This window comes from Shimia sp. CNT1-13L.2 (assembly GCF_024331145.1).
In the GTDB taxonomy this organism is placed as follows: Bacteria; Pseudomonadota; Alphaproteobacteria; order Rhodobacterales; family Rhodobacteraceae; genus Shimia.
In genome coordinates, this window is record NZ_JANDJO010000002.1 from 438,047 (window position 1) to 458,667 (window position 20,621).

Annotated in this window: 19 protein-coding genes; 18 read left to right on the top strand and 1 reads right to left on the bottom strand. The window is 62.0% G+C overall.

The genetic code is table 11. The annotated features are described in order from the left end of the window. The first annotated feature begins 56 nt into the window (after window positions 1-56). From NNA36_RS05860 to murD, 9 genes are all read left to right on the top strand, one after another. Entirely contained in the window at window positions 57-944 is an 888-nt protein-coding gene (locus NNA36_RS05860; RefSeq protein WP_255105142.1) for a MurR/RpiR family transcriptional regulator, read from the top strand. Between the two features lie 698 nt (window positions 945-1,642). After that, window positions 1,643-2,134, top strand: a complete 492-nt coding sequence (gene mraZ / locus NNA36_RS05865; RefSeq protein WP_255105144.1) for a division/cell wall cluster transcriptional repressor MraZ — start codon at window positions 1,643-1,645, stop codon at window positions 2,132-2,134. A gap of 1 nt (window position 2,135) precedes the next feature. Next, the gene (gene rsmH / locus NNA36_RS05870; RefSeq protein ID WP_255105146.1) at window positions 2,136-3,140 is read left to right on the top strand and encodes a 16S rRNA (cytosine(1402)-N(4))-methyltransferase RsmH; all 1,005 of its coding nucleotides are present in this window, start codon (window positions 2,136-2,138) and stop codon (window positions 3,138-3,140) included. Continuing rightward, a complete protein-coding gene (locus NNA36_RS05875) occupies window positions 3,140-3,487 on the top strand; it encodes a cell division protein FtsL (protein WP_255105149.1) in 348 nt (115 codons plus the stop codon). Before rsmH ends, NNA36_RS05875 begins: the two co-directional genes overlap by 1 nt. Continuing rightward, entirely contained in the window at window positions 3,484-5,268 is a 1,785-nt protein-coding gene (locus NNA36_RS05880) for a penicillin-binding protein 2 (RefSeq protein ID WP_255105152.1), read from the top strand. The genes NNA36_RS05875 and NNA36_RS05880 overlap by 4 nt, the downstream gene beginning before the upstream one ends. A gap of 79 nt (window positions 5,269-5,347) precedes the next feature. Continuing rightward, entirely contained in the window at window positions 5,348-6,829 is a 1,482-nt protein-coding gene (locus NNA36_RS05885; RefSeq protein ID WP_255105155.1) for a UDP-N-acetylmuramoyl-L-alanyl-D-glutamate--2,6-diaminopimelate ligase, read from the top strand. Beyond that, window positions 6,826-8,271, top strand: coding sequence for a UDP-N-acetylmuramoyl-tripeptide--D-alanyl-D-alanine ligase (gene murF / locus NNA36_RS05890; RefSeq protein ID WP_255105158.1), 1,446 nt, complete (start codon window positions 6,826-6,828; stop codon window positions 8,269-8,271). Before NNA36_RS05885 ends, murF begins: the two co-directional genes overlap by 4 nt. Continuing rightward, window positions 8,272-9,354: a phospho-N-acetylmuramoyl-pentapeptide-transferase gene (gene mraY / locus NNA36_RS05895; RefSeq protein ID WP_255105161.1), complete on the top strand. Its 1,083-nt coding sequence runs from the start codon at window positions 8,272-8,274 to the stop codon at window positions 9,352-9,354. A gap of 220 nt (window positions 9,355-9,574) precedes the next feature. Continuing rightward, complete coding sequence (murD, locus tag NNA36_RS05900) at window positions 9,575-10,981, top strand: UDP-N-acetylmuramoyl-L-alanine--D-glutamate ligase (RefSeq protein ID WP_255105163.1); 1,407 nt, start codon at window positions 9,575-9,577, stop codon at window positions 10,979-10,981. A 2-nt stretch (window positions 10,982-10,983) separates the two neighbouring features. Here the strand turns inward: murD and NNA36_RS05905 are convergent, their stop codons facing one another. Continuing rightward, window positions 10,984-12,171 (bottom strand): NAD(P)/FAD-dependent oxidoreductase, encoded by a 1,188-nt coding sequence (locus NNA36_RS05905; RefSeq protein ID WP_255105165.1) that lies wholly within the window; start codon window positions 12,169-12,171, stop codon window positions 10,984-10,986. Between the two features lie 152 nt (window positions 12,172-12,323). Between NNA36_RS05905 and NNA36_RS05910 the strand changes: the two genes are divergently transcribed. From NNA36_RS05910 to NNA36_RS05950, 9 genes are all read left to right on the top strand, one after another. Next, a complete protein-coding gene (locus NNA36_RS05910; RefSeq protein ID WP_255105167.1) occupies window positions 12,324-13,490 on the top strand; it encodes a putative peptidoglycan glycosyltransferase FtsW in 1,167 nt (388 codons plus the stop codon). Continuing rightward, window positions 13,487-14,584 carry a UDP-N-acetylglucosamine--N-acetylmuramyl-(pentapeptide) pyrophosphoryl-undecaprenol N-acetylglucosamine transferase gene (locus tag NNA36_RS05915; RefSeq protein WP_255105169.1) on the top strand — a complete coding sequence of 366 codons (1,098 nt, stop codon included), beginning with the start codon at window positions 13,487-13,489 and terminating at the stop codon, window positions 14,582-14,584. The genes NNA36_RS05910 and NNA36_RS05915 overlap by 4 nt, the downstream gene beginning before the upstream one ends. A 3-nt stretch (window positions 14,585-14,587) precedes the next feature. Then, the gene (gene murC / locus NNA36_RS05920; RefSeq protein ID WP_255105171.1) at window positions 14,588-15,985 is read left to right on the top strand and encodes a UDP-N-acetylmuramate--L-alanine ligase; all 1,398 of its coding nucleotides are present in this window, start codon (window positions 14,588-14,590) and stop codon (window positions 15,983-15,985) included. 96 nt (window positions 15,986-16,081) lie between these two features. After that, window positions 16,082-17,269 (top strand): APC family permease, encoded by a 1,188-nt coding sequence (locus tag NNA36_RS05925; protein WP_255105173.1) that lies wholly within the window; start codon window positions 16,082-16,084, stop codon window positions 17,267-17,269. Continuing rightward, on the top strand, window positions 17,266-17,520 hold the full coding sequence (locus NNA36_RS05930) for a DUF2484 family protein (protein WP_255105176.1): 255 nt from the start codon (window positions 17,266-17,268) through the stop codon (window positions 17,518-17,520). The genes NNA36_RS05925 and NNA36_RS05930 overlap by 4 nt, the downstream gene beginning before the upstream one ends. Further along, window positions 17,517-17,768: a DUF2484 family protein gene (locus NNA36_RS05935; protein ID WP_255105180.1), complete on the top strand. Its 252-nt coding sequence runs from the start codon at window positions 17,517-17,519 to the stop codon at window positions 17,766-17,768. Before NNA36_RS05930 ends, NNA36_RS05935 begins: the two co-directional genes overlap by 4 nt. A gap of 66 nt (window positions 17,769-17,834) precedes the next feature. Next, a complete protein-coding gene (murB, locus tag NNA36_RS05940) occupies window positions 17,835-18,761 on the top strand; it encodes a UDP-N-acetylmuramate dehydrogenase (RefSeq protein ID WP_255105183.1) in 927 nt (308 codons plus the stop codon). Between the two features lie 85 nt (window positions 18,762-18,846). Beyond that, window positions 18,847-19,761, top strand: a complete 915-nt coding sequence (locus NNA36_RS05945) for a D-alanine--D-alanine ligase (protein WP_255105186.1) — start codon at window positions 18,847-18,849, stop codon at window positions 19,759-19,761. Continuing rightward, complete coding sequence (locus NNA36_RS05950) at window positions 19,749-20,621, top strand: cell division protein FtsQ/DivIB (RefSeq protein ID WP_255105188.1); 873 nt, start codon at window positions 19,749-19,751, stop codon at window positions 20,619-20,621. Before NNA36_RS05945 ends, NNA36_RS05950 begins: the two co-directional genes overlap by 13 nt.

Consider the following 20,621-nt stretch of genomic DNA (forward strand, 5'->3'; position numbering starts at 1 on the left):
TCCGTGTTTGCGTGTCTGATGGAGACGTTATTCAATCATATGTACCAAGGTCAACAATGAATGATACAAATGTATCCGACGCAGTTCTGAACCGCCTCAGTTCGGAGTGGGACGCCCTCACACCCGAAGCGCAGAAGGCGGCGCGCTACGTGCTCGAGAACCCGCGTGACGTTGGTGTATCGACGGTGCGCGAGATCGCAGAGGCGGCGAATGTGAAGCCCAACACCGTGGTGCGTATGGCGCGGCAGGTGGGGTTTGAAGGCTACGAGGATTTCCGCGAACCCTTCCGCGAGGCGATCCGCAACGGGCAGGCCTCTTTCCCGGACCGCGCGCGATGGTTGCAGGACACCCGCAAGAACGGCGCGCTGGGCGGGCTTTATGCCGATATGGTCTCGGCCGCGCTTCAGAATGTCGAGGATACCTTTGCCGGGATTGACGAGGCCGCGCTGCACGCCGCCGCCAAAACCCTGTGGGAGTCGCGCAGCGTCTATACGCTTGGGGTGGGGGTCAACAATGCCAACGCCCGCAACTTCACCTATCTGGCCCGCACCGGCATGGTGCAGTTCCACGCCATCCCGCGCCCGGGTTCCACGCCGGTGGATGATATCGCCTGGGCCGACGAACGGGACGTGCTGATTGCTATCACTTGCCATCCCTATCGCCGCGAAGTGGTCGAGGCGATGCAGGTTGCACGCGAGCAGGGGATGAAGATTGTTGGCATCTCCGACTCTCCGGCCTCGCCCATCGTGCGCAATGCCGATCACGGGTTTGTCGTGGCCGCAGACACGCCGCAGTTCTTCCCGTCCTCGGTCTCGACCATCGCCCTGCTGGAAACGCTCTTGAGTTTCGTGATCGCCACCGCCGACGACAAGATCGTCGATCGGGTCGAGAGGTTCCACAAGCGACGGCACGAGCTTGGCATCTATCAGGACGATATCTCCTAACCCCCACGGCCCGCGATACTGCGGGCCGTTTTCGTTTGGGGTGGGTGTAGTTGGGAGGACATGGGACGGTCGCCCGATTTTGATGGGTGTTATGGGAAATCATGGGTGAAGCCGGTCTTCCGGCAGGGTGAGTGCCGCGAATCACCTTTGTCCGGTAAGGGAATTCGCGTCTGCGGCCCTGTTTCAGGGGCGCTTTGGGGCGGAAAATTTCAGCTCATCAAGATTTTTGGGAATTCATGGGACGGTCTGCGCTGCTTTCCTGATTTTGGCATATTGGGTAGCTATGGGAAAATCATGCACCAAATATGGTGTGTTGAGACTCCAATCTCAGCAATCTATCGTCGGATCGCGCCCCGATTCTGGGGGAGTCCCGGAAAAATTCCCAAACTTTTCAGTTGATTCCCATGCATTCCCATGTCATTCCTTAATCACACGATGAGGACGGGAAATCAAAAGGGGCGACAAAGACCCCAAAGAAAATCCCAAGTCAGGTTTCATACAGGCCCCGCTTTCATCGAACCAAGAGATCCGGCGCGCGGGCGAGCAGACATCCCCCCAGGTGGCGCGCGCAGCTGGACACCCCGCTAGACGGGACGAGGGCGGCGGATTGATCAGTGGCAGCAGATCAATCCGCCGTTTCCCGTCTAAGGGGTCACGTAACAGGTAACCGGGGACAGGTAGAGAAGGGCCAGCAGGCAGTGGCACGCAGGTTCAGAGGCGAAAGCGACCACAAGGTCGACACGAAGGGCAGGGTGTCTATCCCGGCCTCCTTTCGTCGTGTGATCGAAAGCTGTGACCCCGACTGGACCGACGGCCTTCCGCCGCGCCTGATCCTTGTTTACGGCGGGGCAACCCGCGACTACATCGAAGGCTTTACCATCGAGGCGATGGATGAAGTCGATGAAAAGATTTCCAAATTCCCACGCGGTTCGGCCAAGCGTAAGGCGATGGAACGCCTCTACTCGGCGCAGTCGGTCGAGATCGTTGTGGATGACACCGGCCGCATTGTCCTGCCGGCAAAGCTGCGCGAGAAGATCGGCCTCGATGGCATGGCCCGTTTCGTCGCCTCTGGTGACACCTTCGAAATCTGGCAGCCCGAGGCCTATGACGCGTCGATAGACGAACTGGACGAAGACGGTTTCGATCCGGATGCCGATCCTTCGATCTATCTTGACGGGGACTTGGACTGAGATGGGGGCCGAACAGCCACATATCCCCGTACTCCTGACCCCCATCCTGAAAACCTGCGCCCCGATCCACGGCACATGGCTTGACGGCACCTTCGGGGCGGGCGGCTATACCCGTGGTCTGCTGGACGCGGGCGCTGACAAGGTGATCGGCGTTGACCGCGATCCGCTGGCCTTCGAGATGGCCGCGCCCTGGGTGGGCGACTATGGCGACCGGATCGAAATGGTGCAGGGCGTGTTTTCCCGTATGGATGAATATGCCCAAGGTCTTGATGGCGTTGTCCTCGATCTTGGCGTGTCCTCGATGCAGCTTGATCTGGCCGAACGCGGCTTTTCCTTCCTGCGCGACGGACCGCTCGACATGCGGATGTCGCAGGATGGCCCCTCTGCCGCCGACCTCGTGAACGAAGCGGACGAGGCCGATCTGGCCGATATCCTGTTTCATTATGGCGAGGAACGCGCCAGCCGGCGCATCGCCAAGACCATCGTCAGGGCCCGCGCCGCCGCGCCGATCCGCACCACGCTGGAATTGGCCGAACTGATCGAAGGCTGTCTGCCGCGCGCCAAGCCCGGCCAGTCGCATCCCGCCACCCGCAGCTTTCAGGCGCTGCGCATCGCGGTGAATGACGAATATGGCGAACTGTTCCGCGGTCTCATGGCGGCTGAACGTGCGCTCAAGCCTGGTGGCCTTCTGGCGGTCGTGACCTTCCATTCGATCGAAGACCGCATGGTTAAGCGGTTCATGCAGGCGCGGGCCGGCCGCACCGGCAACGTCAACCGCTATGCCCCTGAAATGGAAACCGAAAAACCGGCGTTCGAGCTGATCACCCGCAAGGCGGTTGGTCCGGATGACGACGAGTTGGCCATCAATCCGCGCTCGCGTTCGGCCAAGCTGCGCGTCGCGCGGCGCACCGATGCCCCTTCGGGTGACGTGGATGGCAAACAGATCGGCATGCCCATGACCGGTCAGCAATCCGGACAGCAAAAGGGACGGGGAGGACGCCGCTGATGCGCAGCATGATGTTTGTAATGACCGCCCTTGCCGTGATCGGCCTTGCCGTCTGGGCCTACCGCGAGAACTATCGCACCCAGCACGTGATTGACGAAACCGAGGAAATCCAGCGCGAGATCGGCACCGCCCGCGCGCGCCTTGCGGTGTTGCGTGCCGAGTGGGCCTATCTCAACCGTCCCGACCGCCTGCGCGATCTGGCCGAGTTGAACTATAACAGCCTGCAACTTTTGCCGCTGCGCGCCGAACAGTTCGGACGCGTCGATCAGGTAGTCTATCCCCAGCAGGAGTTGCAGTTCGATCTTGATGGTGCGGTGATGGTTTCGTCCGACGGGGCAGGCCAATGATCCGCACGCCGCTTCGCCCCCTGGCCCAGGTGCTCTGGGCACGCGACACCGGCGAAAATCCGGACGTGATCGAGCGAGAAAACATCCGCCAGCGCCACGAGGAAATGCGCGGCGCACTGCGCGTCCGTGCCGAGGGCCGTCTGCTCATCATGTCGGTGTTGTTCCTGTCGCTGTTCATCGTGGTGGGTGCACGAATGGGGATGCTGGCCTATTCCGAGGCCACCGAGCCCCGCGCCAGTGCTGCGGGCACCGCCATCGCCGCGCAACGGGCCGATATCGTCGACCGTCAAGGCCGCATTCTGGCCACCAACCTGGAAACCCACTCTCTCTATGCGCAACCGCCGCATATGATCGACAAGGAGCGGGTGGCGGACGAGCTGATCAAGATCTTCCCCGATCTGGATCGCGCACGTCTGGTGAAGGATTTCACCGGCAAGCGCAAGTTCCTGTGGATCAAGAAGAAAATCAGCCCTGAACAGAAACAGGCGGTGCATGACATCGGGGATCCGGGCCTCATGTTCGGCCCGCGCGAGATGCGCCTTTATCCCAATGGCCGGCTGGCAGCACACGTCCTTGGCGGCTCTGGCTTTGGCCGCGAAGATGTGCGCGCCGCCGAGGTGATCGGCGTGGCCGGTGTCGAGAAATACTTTGACGAGGCCCTGCGCGATCCCTCGAACGGCGGCAAGGCCCTGACCCTTTCGCTGGACCTGACCGTACAGGCCGCCGCCGAGCGTGTGCTCTATGGCGGCATGAAACTGATGAATGCCAAGGGCGCGGCGTCGATCCTGATGGACGTGCACACCGGCGAAGTGATTTCGCTTGTGTCGCTGCCCGATTTCGACCCCAACGATCGCCCCCGTCCGCTGACCGAAGGTGATCAGAGCGACAGCCCGCTGTTCAACCGCGCGGTGCAGGGGGTTTACGAACTCGGCTCGACCTTCAAGATCTTCACCGCCGCGCAGGCGATGGAGCTGGGCCTGCTTGGTCCGGACACGGTGATCGACACCAAGGGGCCGATGAAGGTGGGCGGGCACCGCATTGGCGAGTTCCAGAACAAGAACTATGGCAAGCTTTCGGTGACCGACATCATCGTTAAAAGCTCGAACCGTGGCACCGGGCGCATGGCGCTCAATATCGGGCCGCAACGCCAGCAGGATTTCCTCAAGAGCCTTGGTCTTTTCGAAGCAACCCCGATCCAGATTGTCGAGGCCTCGGGCGGCAAGCCGCTCTTGCCGTCGCGCTGGACCGAACTCTCGGCGGTAACGGTCTCTTATGGCCACGGCATCTCGAGCAGCCCGATGCACCTTGCCGCCGCCTATGCGACGATTGCCAATGGTGGCCGCCAGATCAAACCGACGCTTCTGAAACAAAGCGGTCCGCAATACGGGCCGCAAGTCGTGTCTGAGCGGGTTGCCGCCGAAAGCGTGCGCATGTTGCGCAAGGTTGTCACCGAAGGCACCGCCAGCTTTGGCGAGGTCGAAGGCTATCACGTGGCGGGCAAGACCGGCACCGCGGACAAGCCCAAGCCCACGGGTGGCTACTATGACGACAAGGTCATCAACACATTTGCCTCGGTATTTCCGGCACATGACCCGAAATACGTGCTTATCGTGACGCTTGATGAACCGGTTGAGACTTCCGGCCCCGAACCCCGCCGCACCGCCGGCTGGACAGCGGTTCCGGTGGCTGCCGAAATGATCGGCCGCATCGCGCCGCTTCTGGGCCTGCGTCCCGAAGTTGAACCCACCTCGTTGACTGGTATAACGCTGACATCGAACTAACGCATGTTGTGCGGGGGCGAACGCCGCTTTGCCGACCTCTGACATGCGATCCTCAAAAGCCGAACCAAGGGCAGAGCAGATGGCAGCAGATTCCAAACCCCTCCATGAACTCGGGCTGACGGCTGCCGCCGGACGCGATCCGCAGATCACCGGCCTTGCCGTCGACAGTCGCGAGGTGAAAGAGGGCTTTTTGTTTGCTGCCCTTCCCGGCACCCGCGTGCATGGTGGCGAATTCATCCAGTATGCCCTGCGCATGGGGGCCGCCGCCGTGCTGACCGATCCCGAAGGGGCCGAGATTGCCCGCGCCGAACTCGGCGCCTCTGATGCCGCACTGATCGTGGCCGAAGACCCGCGCCAGACCCTCGCCATGACGGCTGCGCTGTGGTTCGGGGAACAGCCCGGCATCATGGCCGCCGTCACCGGCACCAATGGCAAGACCTCGGTCTCGACCTTCCTGCGCATGATCTGGCAGGAAATGGGGCTTGAGGCGATCAACCTTGGCACCACCGGTGTCGAGGGTGACTTTACCGCGCCGCTGAACCACACCACGCCCGAGCCGATCACCCTGCACCGCACGCTCAAGGCCGCCTGCGAGGCGGGCGTTGAGTTTGCCGCCATGGAGGCCTCGTCCCACGGCCTTGAGCAGCGCCGCCTTGACGGGGTGCAGCTGCGGGCCGCCGGTTTCACCAACTTCACGCAGGATCACCTCGACTATCACGAGACCTTTGACGACTATTTCGACGCCAAGGCTGGCCTGTTTGCCCGCGTCCTGCCCGAAGATGGTGCCGCGGTGATCAACATCGACGATCCCCGTGGCATCGACATGGCCGCCATCGCGCGCGCCCGTGGCCAGGAGGTGATCACCGTTGGCCGCGATGGGGCCGATCTCAACCTCGATGCCCAGCGTCTGGACAGCACCGGCCAGGACATCCGCTTCACCTTCCGCAGCAAGGCCTATACCGCGCGCCTCAACCTGATTGGCGGGTTTCAGGCCGAGAACGTTCTCTTGGCCGCTGGCCTTGCCATTGCCTGTGGGGCCGAGCCGGAACGCGTGTTCGAAGTGCTGCACGAGCTGAAAACCGTCCGTGGCCGGATGCAGCTTGCCGCCACCCGCGAAAACGGCGCGGCGGTGTTTGTTGACTACGCGCATACGCCCGATGCGGTGGAAACCGCGCTCAAGGCGATGCGCCCGCATGTGATGGGTCGCCTTGTCGCCATCGTTGGTGCCGGGGGGGATCGTGATGCTGGCAAACGCCCGCTGATGGGGGCTGCGGCCACCGCCAATGCGGATGTGGTCTTTGTGACCGATGACAACCCGCGCACCGAAGACCCTGCTGCCATCCGCGCCATGGTTATGGAAGGCGCCCCCGGTGCCACCGAAGTGGGCGACCGCGCCGAGGCCATCCTGCGTGCCGTGGATGCGCTGCAACCGGGCGATGCCCTGCTGATCGCGGGCAAGGGGCACGAGACTGGGCAGATCGTCGGCGATGACGTGTTGCCCTTTGATGATTGTGAACAGGCAAGTGTGGCCGTCTCCGCACTGGATGGAGGGATCGCATGAGCCTTTGGACTGCTCAGGACGCCGCCGCCGCCACGGGCGGCACCGCCACGACCGATTGGGAAGTGAACGGGGTTTCGATCGACACCCGCACCATTGCCAAGGGCGATCTGTTTGTTGCCCTCACCGCCGCCCGTGACGGCCATGACTTTGTCGCGCAGGCGCTTGAGAAGGGCGCCGCTGCCGCGCTCGTGTCGCGCATCCCCGAAGGTGTTGCCCCGGATGCACCGCTGCTGATCGTCGATGACGTGCTGGAAGGGCTTGAGAAACTGGGGCAGGCCGCCCGCGCCCGTACTGAGGCTCGCGTGGTCGCCGTGACCGGCTCGGTCGGCAAGACCTCGACCAAGGAAATGCTGCGCTCGGTGCTCGAAGGACAGGGGCGCACCCATGCCTCTGTCGCCAGCTACAACAACCATTGGGGCGTGCCGCTAACGCTGGCGCGGATGCCCGCAGACACCGAATTCGCGGTGATCGAGATCGGCATGAACCACCCCGGCGAAATCGCACCGCTGGCCCGTTTTGCGCGCCCGCATGTGGCGATTGTCACCACCGTGGCTGTTGTGCACCTCGAGGCCTTTGAAAACGTCGAAGGCATTGCCCGCGAAAAGGCGTCGATCTGTGAAGGTCTGGAACCGGGCGGCCTTGCCATCCTGAACGGCGACGTCGACACCGCCGCGATCTTGACCGACACCGCCGCGGCGCTTGGGTTCGACGCGCAGACCTTTGGCGAGACCGACACCGCGACCCACCGCGCCACCGAGATCACGCTACAGGACGACATCACCGTGGCCCGCGCGATCACCGGCGGCACCCCGATCCTGTTCAAGGTTGGCTCTGCAGGTCGCCACTTTGCGATCAACGCCCTTGCGGTTCTGGCCGCAACCGAAGCCATGGGCGGCGATCTGGCAAAGGCCATCATCGACCTTGGCCATTGGCGCCCCGGTGGCGGGCGTGGCGCACGCGAGACCATCCTGCTTGATCCGGTGGAAACCGACCGGACCCTGACCCTGTTGGATGATGCCTATAACGCCAACCCCACCTCGATGGGGGCCGCGCTTGAGGTTCTGGCCGCCGCCGAGGTCCAGAACGGCATTGGCCGCATCGGCAAGGGACGCCGCATCGCCTTTGTTGGTGACATGAAGGAACTGGGGCCACAGGAAAACGCCATGCACGCCGCACTGGCCGATCTTCCGGCAATGGACGCCATCGACACCGTGCATTGCATCGGGCCGCTGATGAAACATCTTCACGACGCGCTGCCGATGGACAAACGCGGCGAATGGCGAGAAACCAGCGCGGAACTCGCGCCAAAGGTGCGAAATCTGCTTGATGCAGGCGATTGTGTGCTTGCCAAGGGCTCTTTGTCGATGGGGCTTGCGCAAATTGTTGACGCGATCCGCAAATTGGGTCATCCCGCCCCGCAATCGAATAACGAGGACGCATAAATGCTCTATTGGCTCACCGAATTGTCGGATGGCGGCGATTTCTTCAATCTGTTCCGCTATATCACCTTCCGCGCCGGTGGTGCCTTCATGACAGCCCTGATCTTCGGCTTCATCTTCGGCCGTCCGCTTATTGACGTTCTGCGCCGCAAGCAGGGCAAGGGTCAGCCGATCCGTGAAGACGGCCCCGAGGGCCACTTTGTCAAGGCAGGGACGCCGACGATGGGCGGCTTGCTGATCGTCGGTGCGCTTGTGACCTCGACGCTGCTCTGGGCGCGGCTGGACAACGGGTTTGTCTGGATGGTCCTCTTCGTGACACTGGCCTATGGCCTGATCGGCTTTGCCGACGACTATGCCAAGGTCTCCAAGCAGAACACCGCCGGTGTTTCGGGCAAGGTGCGTCTGACACTTGGCTTTGCCATTGCCGCACTGGCGGCGTGGTGGGGCACTTACCTGCAACCGGAAGAGATGCAGATGCACCTCGCGCTGCCCTTCTTCAAGGACGCGCTTATCAACCTTGGCTTCTTCTTTGTGCCCTTTGCGATGATCGTGATCGTTGGGTCGGCCAATGCCGTGAACCTGACCGACGGCCTTGATGGTCTGGCCATCATGCCGGTGATGATCGCCGCAGGCACGCTGGGCATCATCGCCTATGCCGTGGGCCGCGTCGACTTTACCGAATACCTTGACGTGCACTATGTGCCGGGCACTGGTGAAATCCTGATCTTTACCGCAGGCATTGCTGGCGGTGGTCTTGGTTTCCTTTGGTACAACGCGCCGCCCGCCGCCGTCTTCATGGGTGACACCGGTTCGCTTGCACTGGGCGGTGCTCTTGGCGCCATCGCCGTGGCCACCAAACACGAGCTGGTTCTGGGCATCGTCGGCGGCCTTTTCGTGGTCGAGGCGCTCTCGGTCATCATTCAGGTTCTCTACTTCAAGCGCACCGGCAAACGGGTCTTCCTGATGGCCCCGATCCACCACCACTACGAGAAAAAGGGCTGGTCCGAACCGCAGATCGTGATCCGCTTCTGGATCATCGCCCTGATCCTCGCGATGGTCGGATTGGCGACGCTGAAAGTACGGTAAAGATACGGGCGGGGTTTCCCGCCCTTTTCATTTCCATATCCCTGCGCACGCCCGATAAACCCGCCGCTGGATCGGTTTCCGCACCTCCGCAATACCGACGTTATACCGACGCAAAACCGATGCCCGTTTTGCAGAAATGCAGCCCGTTAACTTGCGTCCCCGCGTCGGGGCGGGCATTGTCTCGGCCAGAACAGATACGGCAGGACAAGAGGGCCAGACCATGATTCCAGTCACCGGCTACACAGGTGCAAACGTTGCGGTTCTGGGCCTTGGCCGCTCGGGCCTCGCCACCGCGCGGGCGCTGCGCGAAGGCGGTGCGATCCCGGTCTGCTGGGATGACAATCCCGCCGCCCGCGAGACCGCAGAGGGCGAAGGGTTCACCTGCCAGAACCTTTTGAAACAAGGCGCGTTTGACGACATCGCCTGCCTGATCGTCAGCCCCGGCATCCCGCATCTTTATCCCGAGCCGAACCCCGTGGTCGCCGCCGCCCTTGCTGCGCGCGTGCCGGTCGATAACGACATCGGCCTGTTCTTCCGCTCCTTCGCCACGCGTGAATGGGAAAACTATGACGTCACGCCCAAGGTGGTTGCGGTGACGGGATCGAACGGCAAATCCACCACCTCTGCGCTGATCCATCACGTGCTTGATCAGGCCAGCCGCCGCACCCAGTTGGCTGGCAACATCGGCCGTGGCGTTCTCGACATCGAACCGGCCGAAGACGGCGAGGTCGTGGTGCTGGAACTGTCTTCGTATCAGACCGATCTGGCCCGCCACCTGACGCCGGATATTGCCGTGTTTTCAAACCTTTCGCCGGATCATCTGGATCGCCACGGCGGCATGGGCGGTTATTTCGCCGCCAAGCGCCGCCTGTTCGCCGAAGGCGGGCCGGACCGTGCCATTGTCGGGGTCGACGAGATGGAAGGCCAGTTCCTTGCCAACCAGCTGTCTATGGGGCCCGCCGACGACCGCGTGATCCCGATTTCCGTCGAGCGCAAACTCACCGGCCCCGGCTGGCAGGTGTTTGCGAAAAAGGGCTTCCTGTCCGAATACCGCAAGGGCCGTCAGGCGGGGTCCATCGACCTGCGCGCCATCAAGGGGCTGCCGGGGGAACACAACCGCCAGAACGCCTGCGCCGCCTATGCGGTCTGTCGCGCTCTTGGCCTTGCCCCAAGGGTGATCGAGGCGGGTTTTGCCTCGTTCGGTGGCCTGCCACACCGCTCGCAGATCGTGGCAGAGGCGGGGGGCGTGACCTACGTCAACGATAGCAAGGCCACCAATGTGGACGCGGCGAGCAAGGCCCTGAAGGCGTTCAAAAAGATCCGCTGGATCTGTGGCGGCCTGGAAAAGGAAGGTGGGCTTGGCGATCTTCCGGACCATGCGGGCGAGGTGATCAAGGCCTATGTGATCGGCCGCGAAGCCGCTGGTTTTGCCATGCAGCTGAAAGGGGTCGAGGCCGAGGTTTGCACCACGATGGACATCGCCGTGGCCCGCGCCGTCGAAGATGCGCAGGACGGCGAGGTTGTCCTCCTCGCTCCGGCAGCGGCCAGCTTTGACCAATACAACAGCTTTGAACGGCGCGGCGAGGACTTTGTCCGCCTCGTTAAGGAGTTGGTAGGCGGTTCGTGATCTTATGAACCGCGCTTGTTTCGGATGGCCGTTCCGGCGGCCCAGCCGGAACTCCACGCCCATTGAAAGTTGAACCCGCCCAGCCAGCCGGTGACATCAACCGCTTCGCCGATGGCATAAAGGCCGGGAACGGTTTTGGCCTCCATGGTTTTTGACGACAGGGCATCGGTGTCGATGCCGCCCAACGTGACTTCGGCGGTGCGGTAGCCTTCGGTTCCTGCGGGCGTCATCTCCCAGCCGTGCAACCGATCTGCCAGCGCCTGCAATGCCTTGTCGGACTGGTCGGCAAGGTTGCCTTTCAGCGACCAGACCTCGCCCAGGTGATCGGCAAGACGCGCCGGAAGCAGGTGGCCCAGAACCGTGTGCATCTGGCGCCGCCCGTCTGTCTGACGCTTGGCTTTCAGGGCCTCAAAGGCATTCCCGTCCGGCAGAAGGTTGACCGTGATCGTCTCACCCTCGCGCCAATAGGAGCTGATCTGGAGCATCGAGGGGCCGGACAGGCCGCGATGGGTGAACAGCAGGGCCTCGTCAAAACTCTTGCCTCCCGCCGTGGCGCGCACGGGCAGGGCCGTGCCGGAGAGGGGTTTGAACCGCCCGTCAGGAAAGGTGAACGGCACCAGACCGGCCCGCGTGGGCAGGATGTTCAGCCCGAATTGCCGTGCAATATCATAGGCCAGACCGGTTGCGCCCATCTTGGGGATGGATTTGCCGCCGGTGGCCAGAACGAGGTTTGCGGCCCTGAATGTGGCGGGTTTGCCGTGCTGTTCGGTTTCCACAACAAAGCCCGAGCCATCCTGAGACACCGACGTGATCGTGGTCTCCAGCCGCAGTTCGGCCCCAGCCTTGGCCATTTCGCCCCGCAGCATGGCGATGATGTCCTTGGCGCTGTTGTCGCAGAACAGCTGGCCAAGGGTTTTTTCGTGATAGGCGATCCCGTGCCGCGCGACGAGGTCGATGAAATCCCATTGCGTATAACGGCTTAGCGCGGATTTGCAGAAATGCGGGTTGGCGGAGAGAAAGTTCTCGGGGCCTGCATACATGTTGGTGAAATTGCACCGCCCGCCGCCGGAAATGCGGATCTTTTCGCCCGGCGCCTTGGCATGGTCCAGCACAAGCGTGCGCCCGCCCGTGTGGGCCGCGCACATCATGCCGGCCGCACCGGCACCAAGTATGATTGTGTCATAACGCATGGGCGCGGCCTGCCTGATTGGCGGGCGCGGGTCAAGGGGGCGGAGAATTGCCTTCGTTACAAAGCGATTCTTTGCTTTGGCGAATCGCCGTGGTATGATCCCGCACAGACCCGGAAAACGGGCGTTTTGAGGCACAGATCGGCAGGTTTCCGATGACAGAAATGGTATATGGTTCGCTCCCCGTGCAACGCGGTGAGCCAGTTCTCCCGAAATGGTGGCGGACGCTGGACAAGTGGACGCTTGTCGCGATCCTGCTTTTGTTCGGGGTTGGTATCCTGCTGGGCATGGCGGCCTCGCCGCCGCTGGCCGCCAAGAACGGCTTTTCGGCCTTCCACTATGTGCAAAAACAAGTGATCTTTGGCGGTATGGCGCTGATGGCCATGCTGATCACCTCGATGATGAGCCCGACCCTGGTGCGGCGTCTGGCGGTGATCGGATTTATCATTACATTCATTGCTTTGCTGGGGCTGCCGTTCTTTGGCACCGACTTTGGCAAGGGGGCGGTACGGTGGTATTCGCTTGGCTTTGCCTCGCTCCAGCCCTCGGAGTTCCTGAAGCCCGGTTTCGTGGTGGTCGCTGCCTGGATGATGGCCGCCAACGAAGAGATCAACGGCCCTCCGGGGCGGCTCTGGTCGTTCATGCTGATGGTGACAATTGTCATCATCCTCGCGCTGCAACCCGACTTTGGCCAGGCCTGCCTGATCCTGTTTGGCTGGGCGGTGATGTATTTCATCTCCGGTGCGCCGATGCTGCTGATCGTCGGCATCATCGTGTCGATCTATCCGGCCGCGCGCTTTGCCTATAACAACTCGGAACACTTTGCCCGCCGCATTGATGGCTTTCTGGATCGGTCCATCGACCCCACGACGCAGCTTGGTTATGCGACAAATGCCATCCGCGAAGGCGGCCTTTACGGCGTCGGGGTGGGCGAGGGGCAGGTGAAATGGTCACTGCCAGATGCGCACACCGACTTTATCATCGCGGTTGCGGCAGAAGAATATGGCCTGCTGCTCGTGCTGGCGATCATCCTGCTTTATGCCACCATCGTGGTGCGCTCGTTCTTCCGCCTGATGCGCGAACGCGATCCCTTTACCCGTCTTGCAGGCACCGGCCTTGCGGCCATGTTCGGGGTTCAGGCCTTCGTCAACATGGGCGTTGCCGTGCGTCTTTTGCCCGCGAAAGGCATGACTTTGCCGTTCGTAAGCTATGGCGGCTCATCTTTGATCGCTGGTGGTATTGCAGTCGGCATGCTTTTGGCGTTTACCCGCACCCGGCCTCAGGGCGAGATCGGTGATATTCTGCGGGGACGTGTGAGATGAGAAAACAGCCATTGCTGGTCATTGCGGCGGGCGGCACCGGGGGGCATATGTTCCCGGCGCAGGCGCTGGCCGAGGTGATGCTGCGCAAGGGGTGGCGGGTCAAGCTGACCACGGATGCCCGCGGCGCGCGCTATACCGGCGGCTTTCCGCATACTGTCGAGATCGAACAGGTGTCGTCCGCGACCTTTGCCCGGGGTGGGGCGCTGGCGAAACTGGCCGTGCCGTTCCGCATTCTGGGCGGTGTTCTTGCGACTTCGTTCAAACTCTACCGCGACTGCCCCGAAGTGGTGGTTGGCTTTGGTGGCTATCCGACAATTCCGGCGATGGGCGCGGCCTGGCTGTTGCGTCTTCCGCGCATGATCCACGAACAGAACGGCGTTCTGGGGCGGGTAAACCGCCTGTTTGCCTCGCGTGTGCATGGCGTGGCCTGTGGCACCTGGCCCACCGATCTTCCCGAGAATGTCGAAGGCATCCACGTTGGCAATCCGGTGCGCGGCGCTGTGCTTGAACGTGCTGGTGCGGGCTACATCAGCCCCGGTGACTATCCGATGTCGATCCTCGTGATCGGCGGCAGCCAGGGCGCGCGCATCCTGTCCGACACGGTGCCGGGCGCGATTGCATCCCTGCCGCCGGAAATCCTGCGCAACATTCGCGTGGCGCATCAGGCGCGCGACGAGGATGGCGAACGGGTTGCCGCCTTTTACGCCGAACACGGCATCAGCGCCGATGTGCAGCCCTTTTTCCACGACGTGCCCGCCCGCATGAGCGAGGCGCAGCTTGTCATTTCGCGCTCGGGCGCATCGTCGGTGGCGGATATTTCCGTCATTGGCCGCCCCTCCATCCTGATCCCCTTTGCCGCCGCCACCGGCGATCACCAGACCGCGAATGCCCGTGGGCTGGTCGAGGCAGGCGGGGCCATTCGTATCCCAGAAAGCAAGCTCACCGTTGAGGCGCTGGCCGAACAGATTGCCCTGATCATCGGCAATCCGCGCGGCGCCACACAGATGGCGCAGGCCGCCCTGTCGGTGGGCAAACCCGAGGCGACAGACAACCTTGTCGCGCTTGTGGAAATGCTGGCAAGCAAGGAAGACTAAGACATGAACGCAGCAACCAAACTTCCCGGTGACGTCGGTCCCATCCACTTTGTTGGCATCGGCGGGATCGGTATGTCGGGCATCGCCGAGGTGCTGTTGAACCACGGCTATACCGTGCAAGGGTCTGATCTGAAGGCATCGAAGATCACCCAGCGTCTGGAAGAGCAGGGGGCCAAGGTCTTTGTCGGACAGGTTGCCGAGAACCTGCAAGACGCCGAAGTTGTTGTCATTTCCTCTGCGATCAAACCGGGCAATCCCGAGCTGGACGAAGCCCGTCGCCGCGGGCTTCCGGTGGTGCGTCGCGCCGAGATGCTGGCCGAGTTGATGCGCCTGAAGTCGAACATTGCCGTGGCTGGCACCCACGGCAAAACCACCACCACCACCATGGTCTCTGCGGTGCTGGACCACGGCAAGTTTGATCCAACCGTGGTCAACGGCGGCATCATCCACGCCTATGGATCGAATGCACGCGTCGGGGATGGCGAATGGATGGTTGTCGAGGCCGACGAGAGTGACGGTACCTTCAACCGCCTGCCAGCGACGATTGCCATCGTGACCAATATCGACCCCGAGCACATGGAACACTGGGGCACCGTCGAGGCGCTGCACAAGGGGTTTTACGACTTCGTGTCGAACATTCCCTTCTATGGTCTTGCGGTCTGCTGCACTGATGATCCGGATGTTCAGACTCTGGTTGGAAAGATCACAGATCGCCGTGTCGTGACTTTCGGGTTCAACGCGCAGGCCGATGTGCGGGCGGTGAACCTGACCTATAAGGCCGGTGTCGCGCATTTCGACATCCAGCTTCAGAACGAAGGCACCGTGATCGAAGGTTGCACCCTGCCGATGCCGGGGGATCACAACGTTTCCAACGCTTTGTCGGCCGTGGCCATTGCCCGTCACCTTGGCATGAAACGCGACGAGATCCGCGAGGCGCTGGCCAAGTTCGGTGGCGTGAACCGCCGGTTCACCAAGGTTGGCGAGTGGGAGGGTATCCCGATCATCGACGACTATGGCCACCACCCGGTTGAAATCGCCGCTGTTCTCAAGGCCGCGCGACAGGCCAGTGAGGGCCGTGTCATCGCCGTGCACCAGCCGCACCGCTATACGCGGCTGTCTTCGCTGTTCGAGGATTTCTGCTCGTGTTTCAACGAGGCGGATTTTGTCGGCATCGCCGAAGTCTTTGCGGCCGGTGAGGCGCCGATTCCGGGGGCGACCCGCGATGATCTGGTGGCGGGGCTCGTGGCGCATGGGCATCGCCATGCCATTGCGATCAACAACGAAGACGACCTTGAGGCGCTGGTGCGGGACAAGGCACAACCCGGCGACATCGTGGTGTGCCTTGGGGCCGGTACCATCAGCGCATGGGCCAACGGGCTGTCCAAACGTCTGAACGGTTAGGCAACAATGTGGCCCACGCCGCCGCGTCGCCCTTGCATACCTTGATCGCAATCGAGAGACTTGCGGCAAGGGAATTTGGGCCAAGCGGGGCATGTGATGGCAGAGCACCTCAAACGGCGGATCGGTCTTGGGCTTCTGACAGCTTATGGTGTCGGGGTGATGATCGGTGCCGGAATTTACGTGTTGGTTGGCGCGGTCGCCGCAGACGCGGGCATCTGGGCCCCCTTGGCCTTTCTGGTGGCCGGTTTGATCGCGACTCCGACGGCGCTGAGTTATTCCGAGTTTTCGACGCGTATTCCTGAAGCTGCCGGTGAGGCGGCCTATGTTGGCAAAGGGCTGAACTCACAGGTTTTGGCGGTCGTGATTGGTCTGGCAATCGTTGCGGCAGGCACCGTTTCCGCCGCAGCTGTGTTGCGGGGCGGCGTTGGCTATCTCACGCTTGTCGTGGATGTGCCTTATGTCGCGGCCCTTGTGGCAATCGCGCTGTTGCTGACGGGGGTGGCCGTGTTCGGGGTGATGGAAAGCCTGGCACTGGCCGCGATCTTTACGGTGATCGAGCTGGTCGGGCTTGGCCTGGTGGTCTGGGCCGGAACCGCGGCCGAGCCGGTCGCCGACTGGATCACGCAGCCAGAGATTGTCTGGAGTGGGGTCGGGGCAGGGGCGGTTCTGGCGTTTTTTGCCTTCATCGGTTTCGAGGACATCGTGAACATGGCCGAGGAGGTCTCGGAGCCGGAGCGCACTATGCCACGCGCCATACTGATTGCGCTGGTTGTGACAACGATCATCTATGCCGTTGTGGCCTGGGTCACGGTGCGGGCCGTGCCATTGGATGCGCTTGGCAGTAGTGAGCGCCCCTTGGCCCTTGTCTGGCAGGCCGGCACCGGCGGGGATGCGAAATTCCTGTCGACAATCGCTGTTTTTGCGGCGCTGAACGGGGTTCTGGCGCAGATCGTCATGGCCTCGCGGGTTCTGTTCGGCCTTGGCAAGCGCAATCCGTCTCTTGCCATCTTTCACCGTGCGAACCCGCGAACCGGCACACCGGTCCTGGCGACGGTTCTGGTTGGTGGCATGGTCCTGATAGGGGCGCTGGTTTTGAATGTCAGCCAGCTTGCGGAAATGACATCCTCCATCCTTCTGTCGGTCTTCGTGATCGTGAACCTTGCCCTGATTTTCGAGAAGCGCCGCAATCCCGAGGCACCGTTTCGCGTGCCCATGATCGTTCCCGTCGCGGGCCTTCTGCTGGCAGGGGCGGCGCTTGTCTTCAATATCCAGACCGCCCTATGAGCCTGACGCTGATCCTTGCCTGCCTTTGGGTGCTGGCGGCCACAGGTGTCGCCATGCTGCCGATGCGGCACCAGTACGTTCCCGGTGTCGGTCTGCTGATCCTCGCGCCGGTTCTGATCGGGGTGATCTGGTATGAGAACGGTATCTGGCTTGCGCTGGTCGCCGTTTTCGGATTTGTCTCTATGTTCCGGCGGCCGTTGCTCTATTTCTGGCGCAAGGCCCGCGGGGAAATATCGGAGACACCTGAATGAGCACACCTTTCACTCTTGCGCTGATCTGGATGTTGGTTGCCAACGTCCGTGCCATGTTCCCAAGCAAGGATCACCACTGGCGGTTCGCCTATGCGATGATTGCGATCGGTCTGCCGATCCTCGCCTGGCTCTGGTACGAAAACGGCGTGTGGATGGCGTTGGTCTTCCTGTTGGCGGGCATGTGGATCATGCGCTGGCCGGTGATCTATCTCTGGCGATGGGCAAAGCGGCAATTTGGGGCCGAATGAGCCTTGAGGGGCTTGCCTTGACCGGATCATTTCGCGCAAAAGGGCGCGAGTTTTCGGAGAGATTGCATGACCCAGATGCCCAGCCCGCGCGGCAAACTGACCCCCAACCGTGTGCTGGCTGATCTGACGTGGCTGCGCGTTGGCGGCGAGGCCGACTGGCTGTTCCAGCCTGCCGATGTGGATGATCTCGCCGCGTTCCTGCGCGACTTGCCGGACGGGATCGAGGTGTTTCCGATGGGCGTGGGGTCGAACCTCATCGTGCGGGATGGTGGCTTGCGGGCTGTCGTGGTGCGCATGGGACGTGGTTTCAACCAGATCGAGGTTGTGGGAAATCGGGTCACGGCGGGCGTTGCGGCGCTGGATGCGCATGTTGCCCGCAAGGCGGCAGAGGGCGGTGTCGATCTGACCTTCCTGCGCACCATTCCCGGCGCTATTGGGGGGGCTGTGCGGATGAACGCAGGCTGCTATGGTAGCTATGTTGCCGACGTGTTTGTCAGCGCAAAGGCCGTGACGCGCGCGGGCGAGGTTGTGACGCTGACGGCTGAAGACCTGAACTTCCAGTACCGCCAGACGGATCTGCCTGAGGGCTGGGTGATTGTTGAGGCCACGTTTGAAGGCCCGTCGGGTGATCCCGAAGAGCTGGCGCAGCGCATGGAAGATCAACTGGCCAAGCGGGATGCGACCCAACCGACCAAGGACCGCACCGCAGGCAGCACCTTCCGTAATCCGGCGGGGTTCTCGTCAACCGGGCGGGCGGATGACGTGCATGATCTGAAGGCCTGGAAGCTGATTGACGATGCGGGGATGCGCGGGGCGCAGGTTGGCGGTGCGCAAATGTCCGAGAAGCATTCCAACTTCATGATCAACGTCGGTGGCGCAACCGCCGCGGATCTGGAAAATCTTGGCGAAGAGGTTCGAAAAAAGGTTTTCCAAAACAGCGGAATAACGCTAGAATGGGAAATCAAGCGTGTTGGAGAACCGCACGCACGATAATCCCCGGCCACAGGCACAATAACAAGGCCGGAATTGCAGAAAAAACAGGGCCTTAAGGTCCGGGGAAAACGAGGCACAGACGGGTATGTCGAGCAGGGCAAACCCCAAAGTGGCGGTATTGATGGGTGGCCCCTCGGCCGAACGCGAGGTGTCACTGACGTCGGGTCGCGAATGCGCCGCCGCACTGCGGGATGGTGGATATGAGGTAATCGAGGTCGACGCCGGCCGCGATCTTGCCTTGCAGCTTTCTGAAATCGAACCTGATGTCGCCTTCAACGCGCTGCATGGCCGTTGGGGTGAAGATGGTTGTGTGCAGGGCATCCTTGAATGGATGGGCATTCCCTATACGCACTCCGGTGTGCTGGCTTCGGCCCTTGCGATGGATAAACAACGGTCGAAGGATGTGTACCGCGCCGCAGGTTTGCCCGTTGTCGATAGCGTGATCTGTCCCCGCGAAGAGGTGAAAGCGCGCCACGTGATTGCGCCGCCCTACGTGGTCAAGCCCAACAATGAGGGGTCGTCGGTTGGCGTCTACCTCGTCAACGAGGCCGCCAACAGCCCACCACAGCTTGCCGACGACATGCCGGATTTCGTGATGGTCGAGACCTTTGCTCCGGGCCGCGAAATGACAACCACCGTGATGGGGGATCGGGCGCTTGGGGTGACCGATATCCTGACCGACGGTTGGTATGACTATGACGCCAAGTACAAGGCGGGCGGATCGCGCCACGTTATACCTGCGGAGATCCCCGCCGAAATCTACGACGCCTGTTTGGACTATGCGGTGCGTGCGCATGAGGCCCTTGGCTGTCGCGGTGTGAGCCGCACCGATTTCCGCTGGGATGAAGAGCGGGGGCTTGAGGGTCTCATTCTTCTCGAAACCAACACCCAGCCCGGCATGACGCCAACCTCGCTGGCGCCGGAACAGGCGCAGTTGATTGGCATGAGTTTCAGCGAATTCTGTTCGTGGATGGTGGAGGACGCGTCTTGCAACAGGTAGGCGCCAAATGTGATCCGGCCCCATCCCGCTGGGTCTATCGCTACGAGCGGTTGATGCTGACGCCGCTGTTCCGCCTGTTTCTTCGGGCGGTTTTGCCTTTTGTCGTGGTGTTTGGCGCTGGCGCGATCTGGCTGTCGAGCGAAGAGCGCCGTGACACCCTGAATGCCGCGATCCACGATATCCGCACCAGCATCGAAACCCGCCCCGAGTTCATGGTCAATGTCATGGCCATTGATGGCGCAAGCGCGGGTATTTCGGAGGATATCCGGGAAATCCTGCCAATCGACTTTCCGATCAGCTCGTTTGATCTGGACCTTGCGCAAATTCAGGACAGCATTTCCGGCCTGCCCGCTGTTGCCGGTGCAACCGTGCGTATTCGCCCGGGCGGGATCATGCAGATCACCGTGACAGAGCGTGATCCGGTGATCCTCTGGAGGTCGCAAGACGGCCTGGAACTGGTCGACAACGAGGGCTTTGTGGTAGCCCGCGCGGACAGTCGTGCCGCGCATGGCACCCTGCCGTTGATGGCGGGGAAGGGGGCGGAGAACCATGTGCCCGAAGCCCTGGCGCTTTACGAGGCGGCGGGGCCGCTGTCGGGCAAGATGCGCGGCCTTGTGCGTGTGGGCGAGCGGCGCTGGGATGTGGTTCTGGAGCGCAACCAGCGCATTCTCCTGCCCGAAGTGGGGGCCGTGCAGGCGCTGGAACGTGTGATCGCGCTTAATCAGGCGCAGGATCTTCTGGAGCGTGACCTTGCGATTGTCGATATGCGCATCGCGTCGCGCCCAACCATAAGAATAGCCCAAAGGGCAGTGGAAGAGTTGTGGCGTATTCGCCAGCTGCAGGTTGAAAAGAAAGAATAA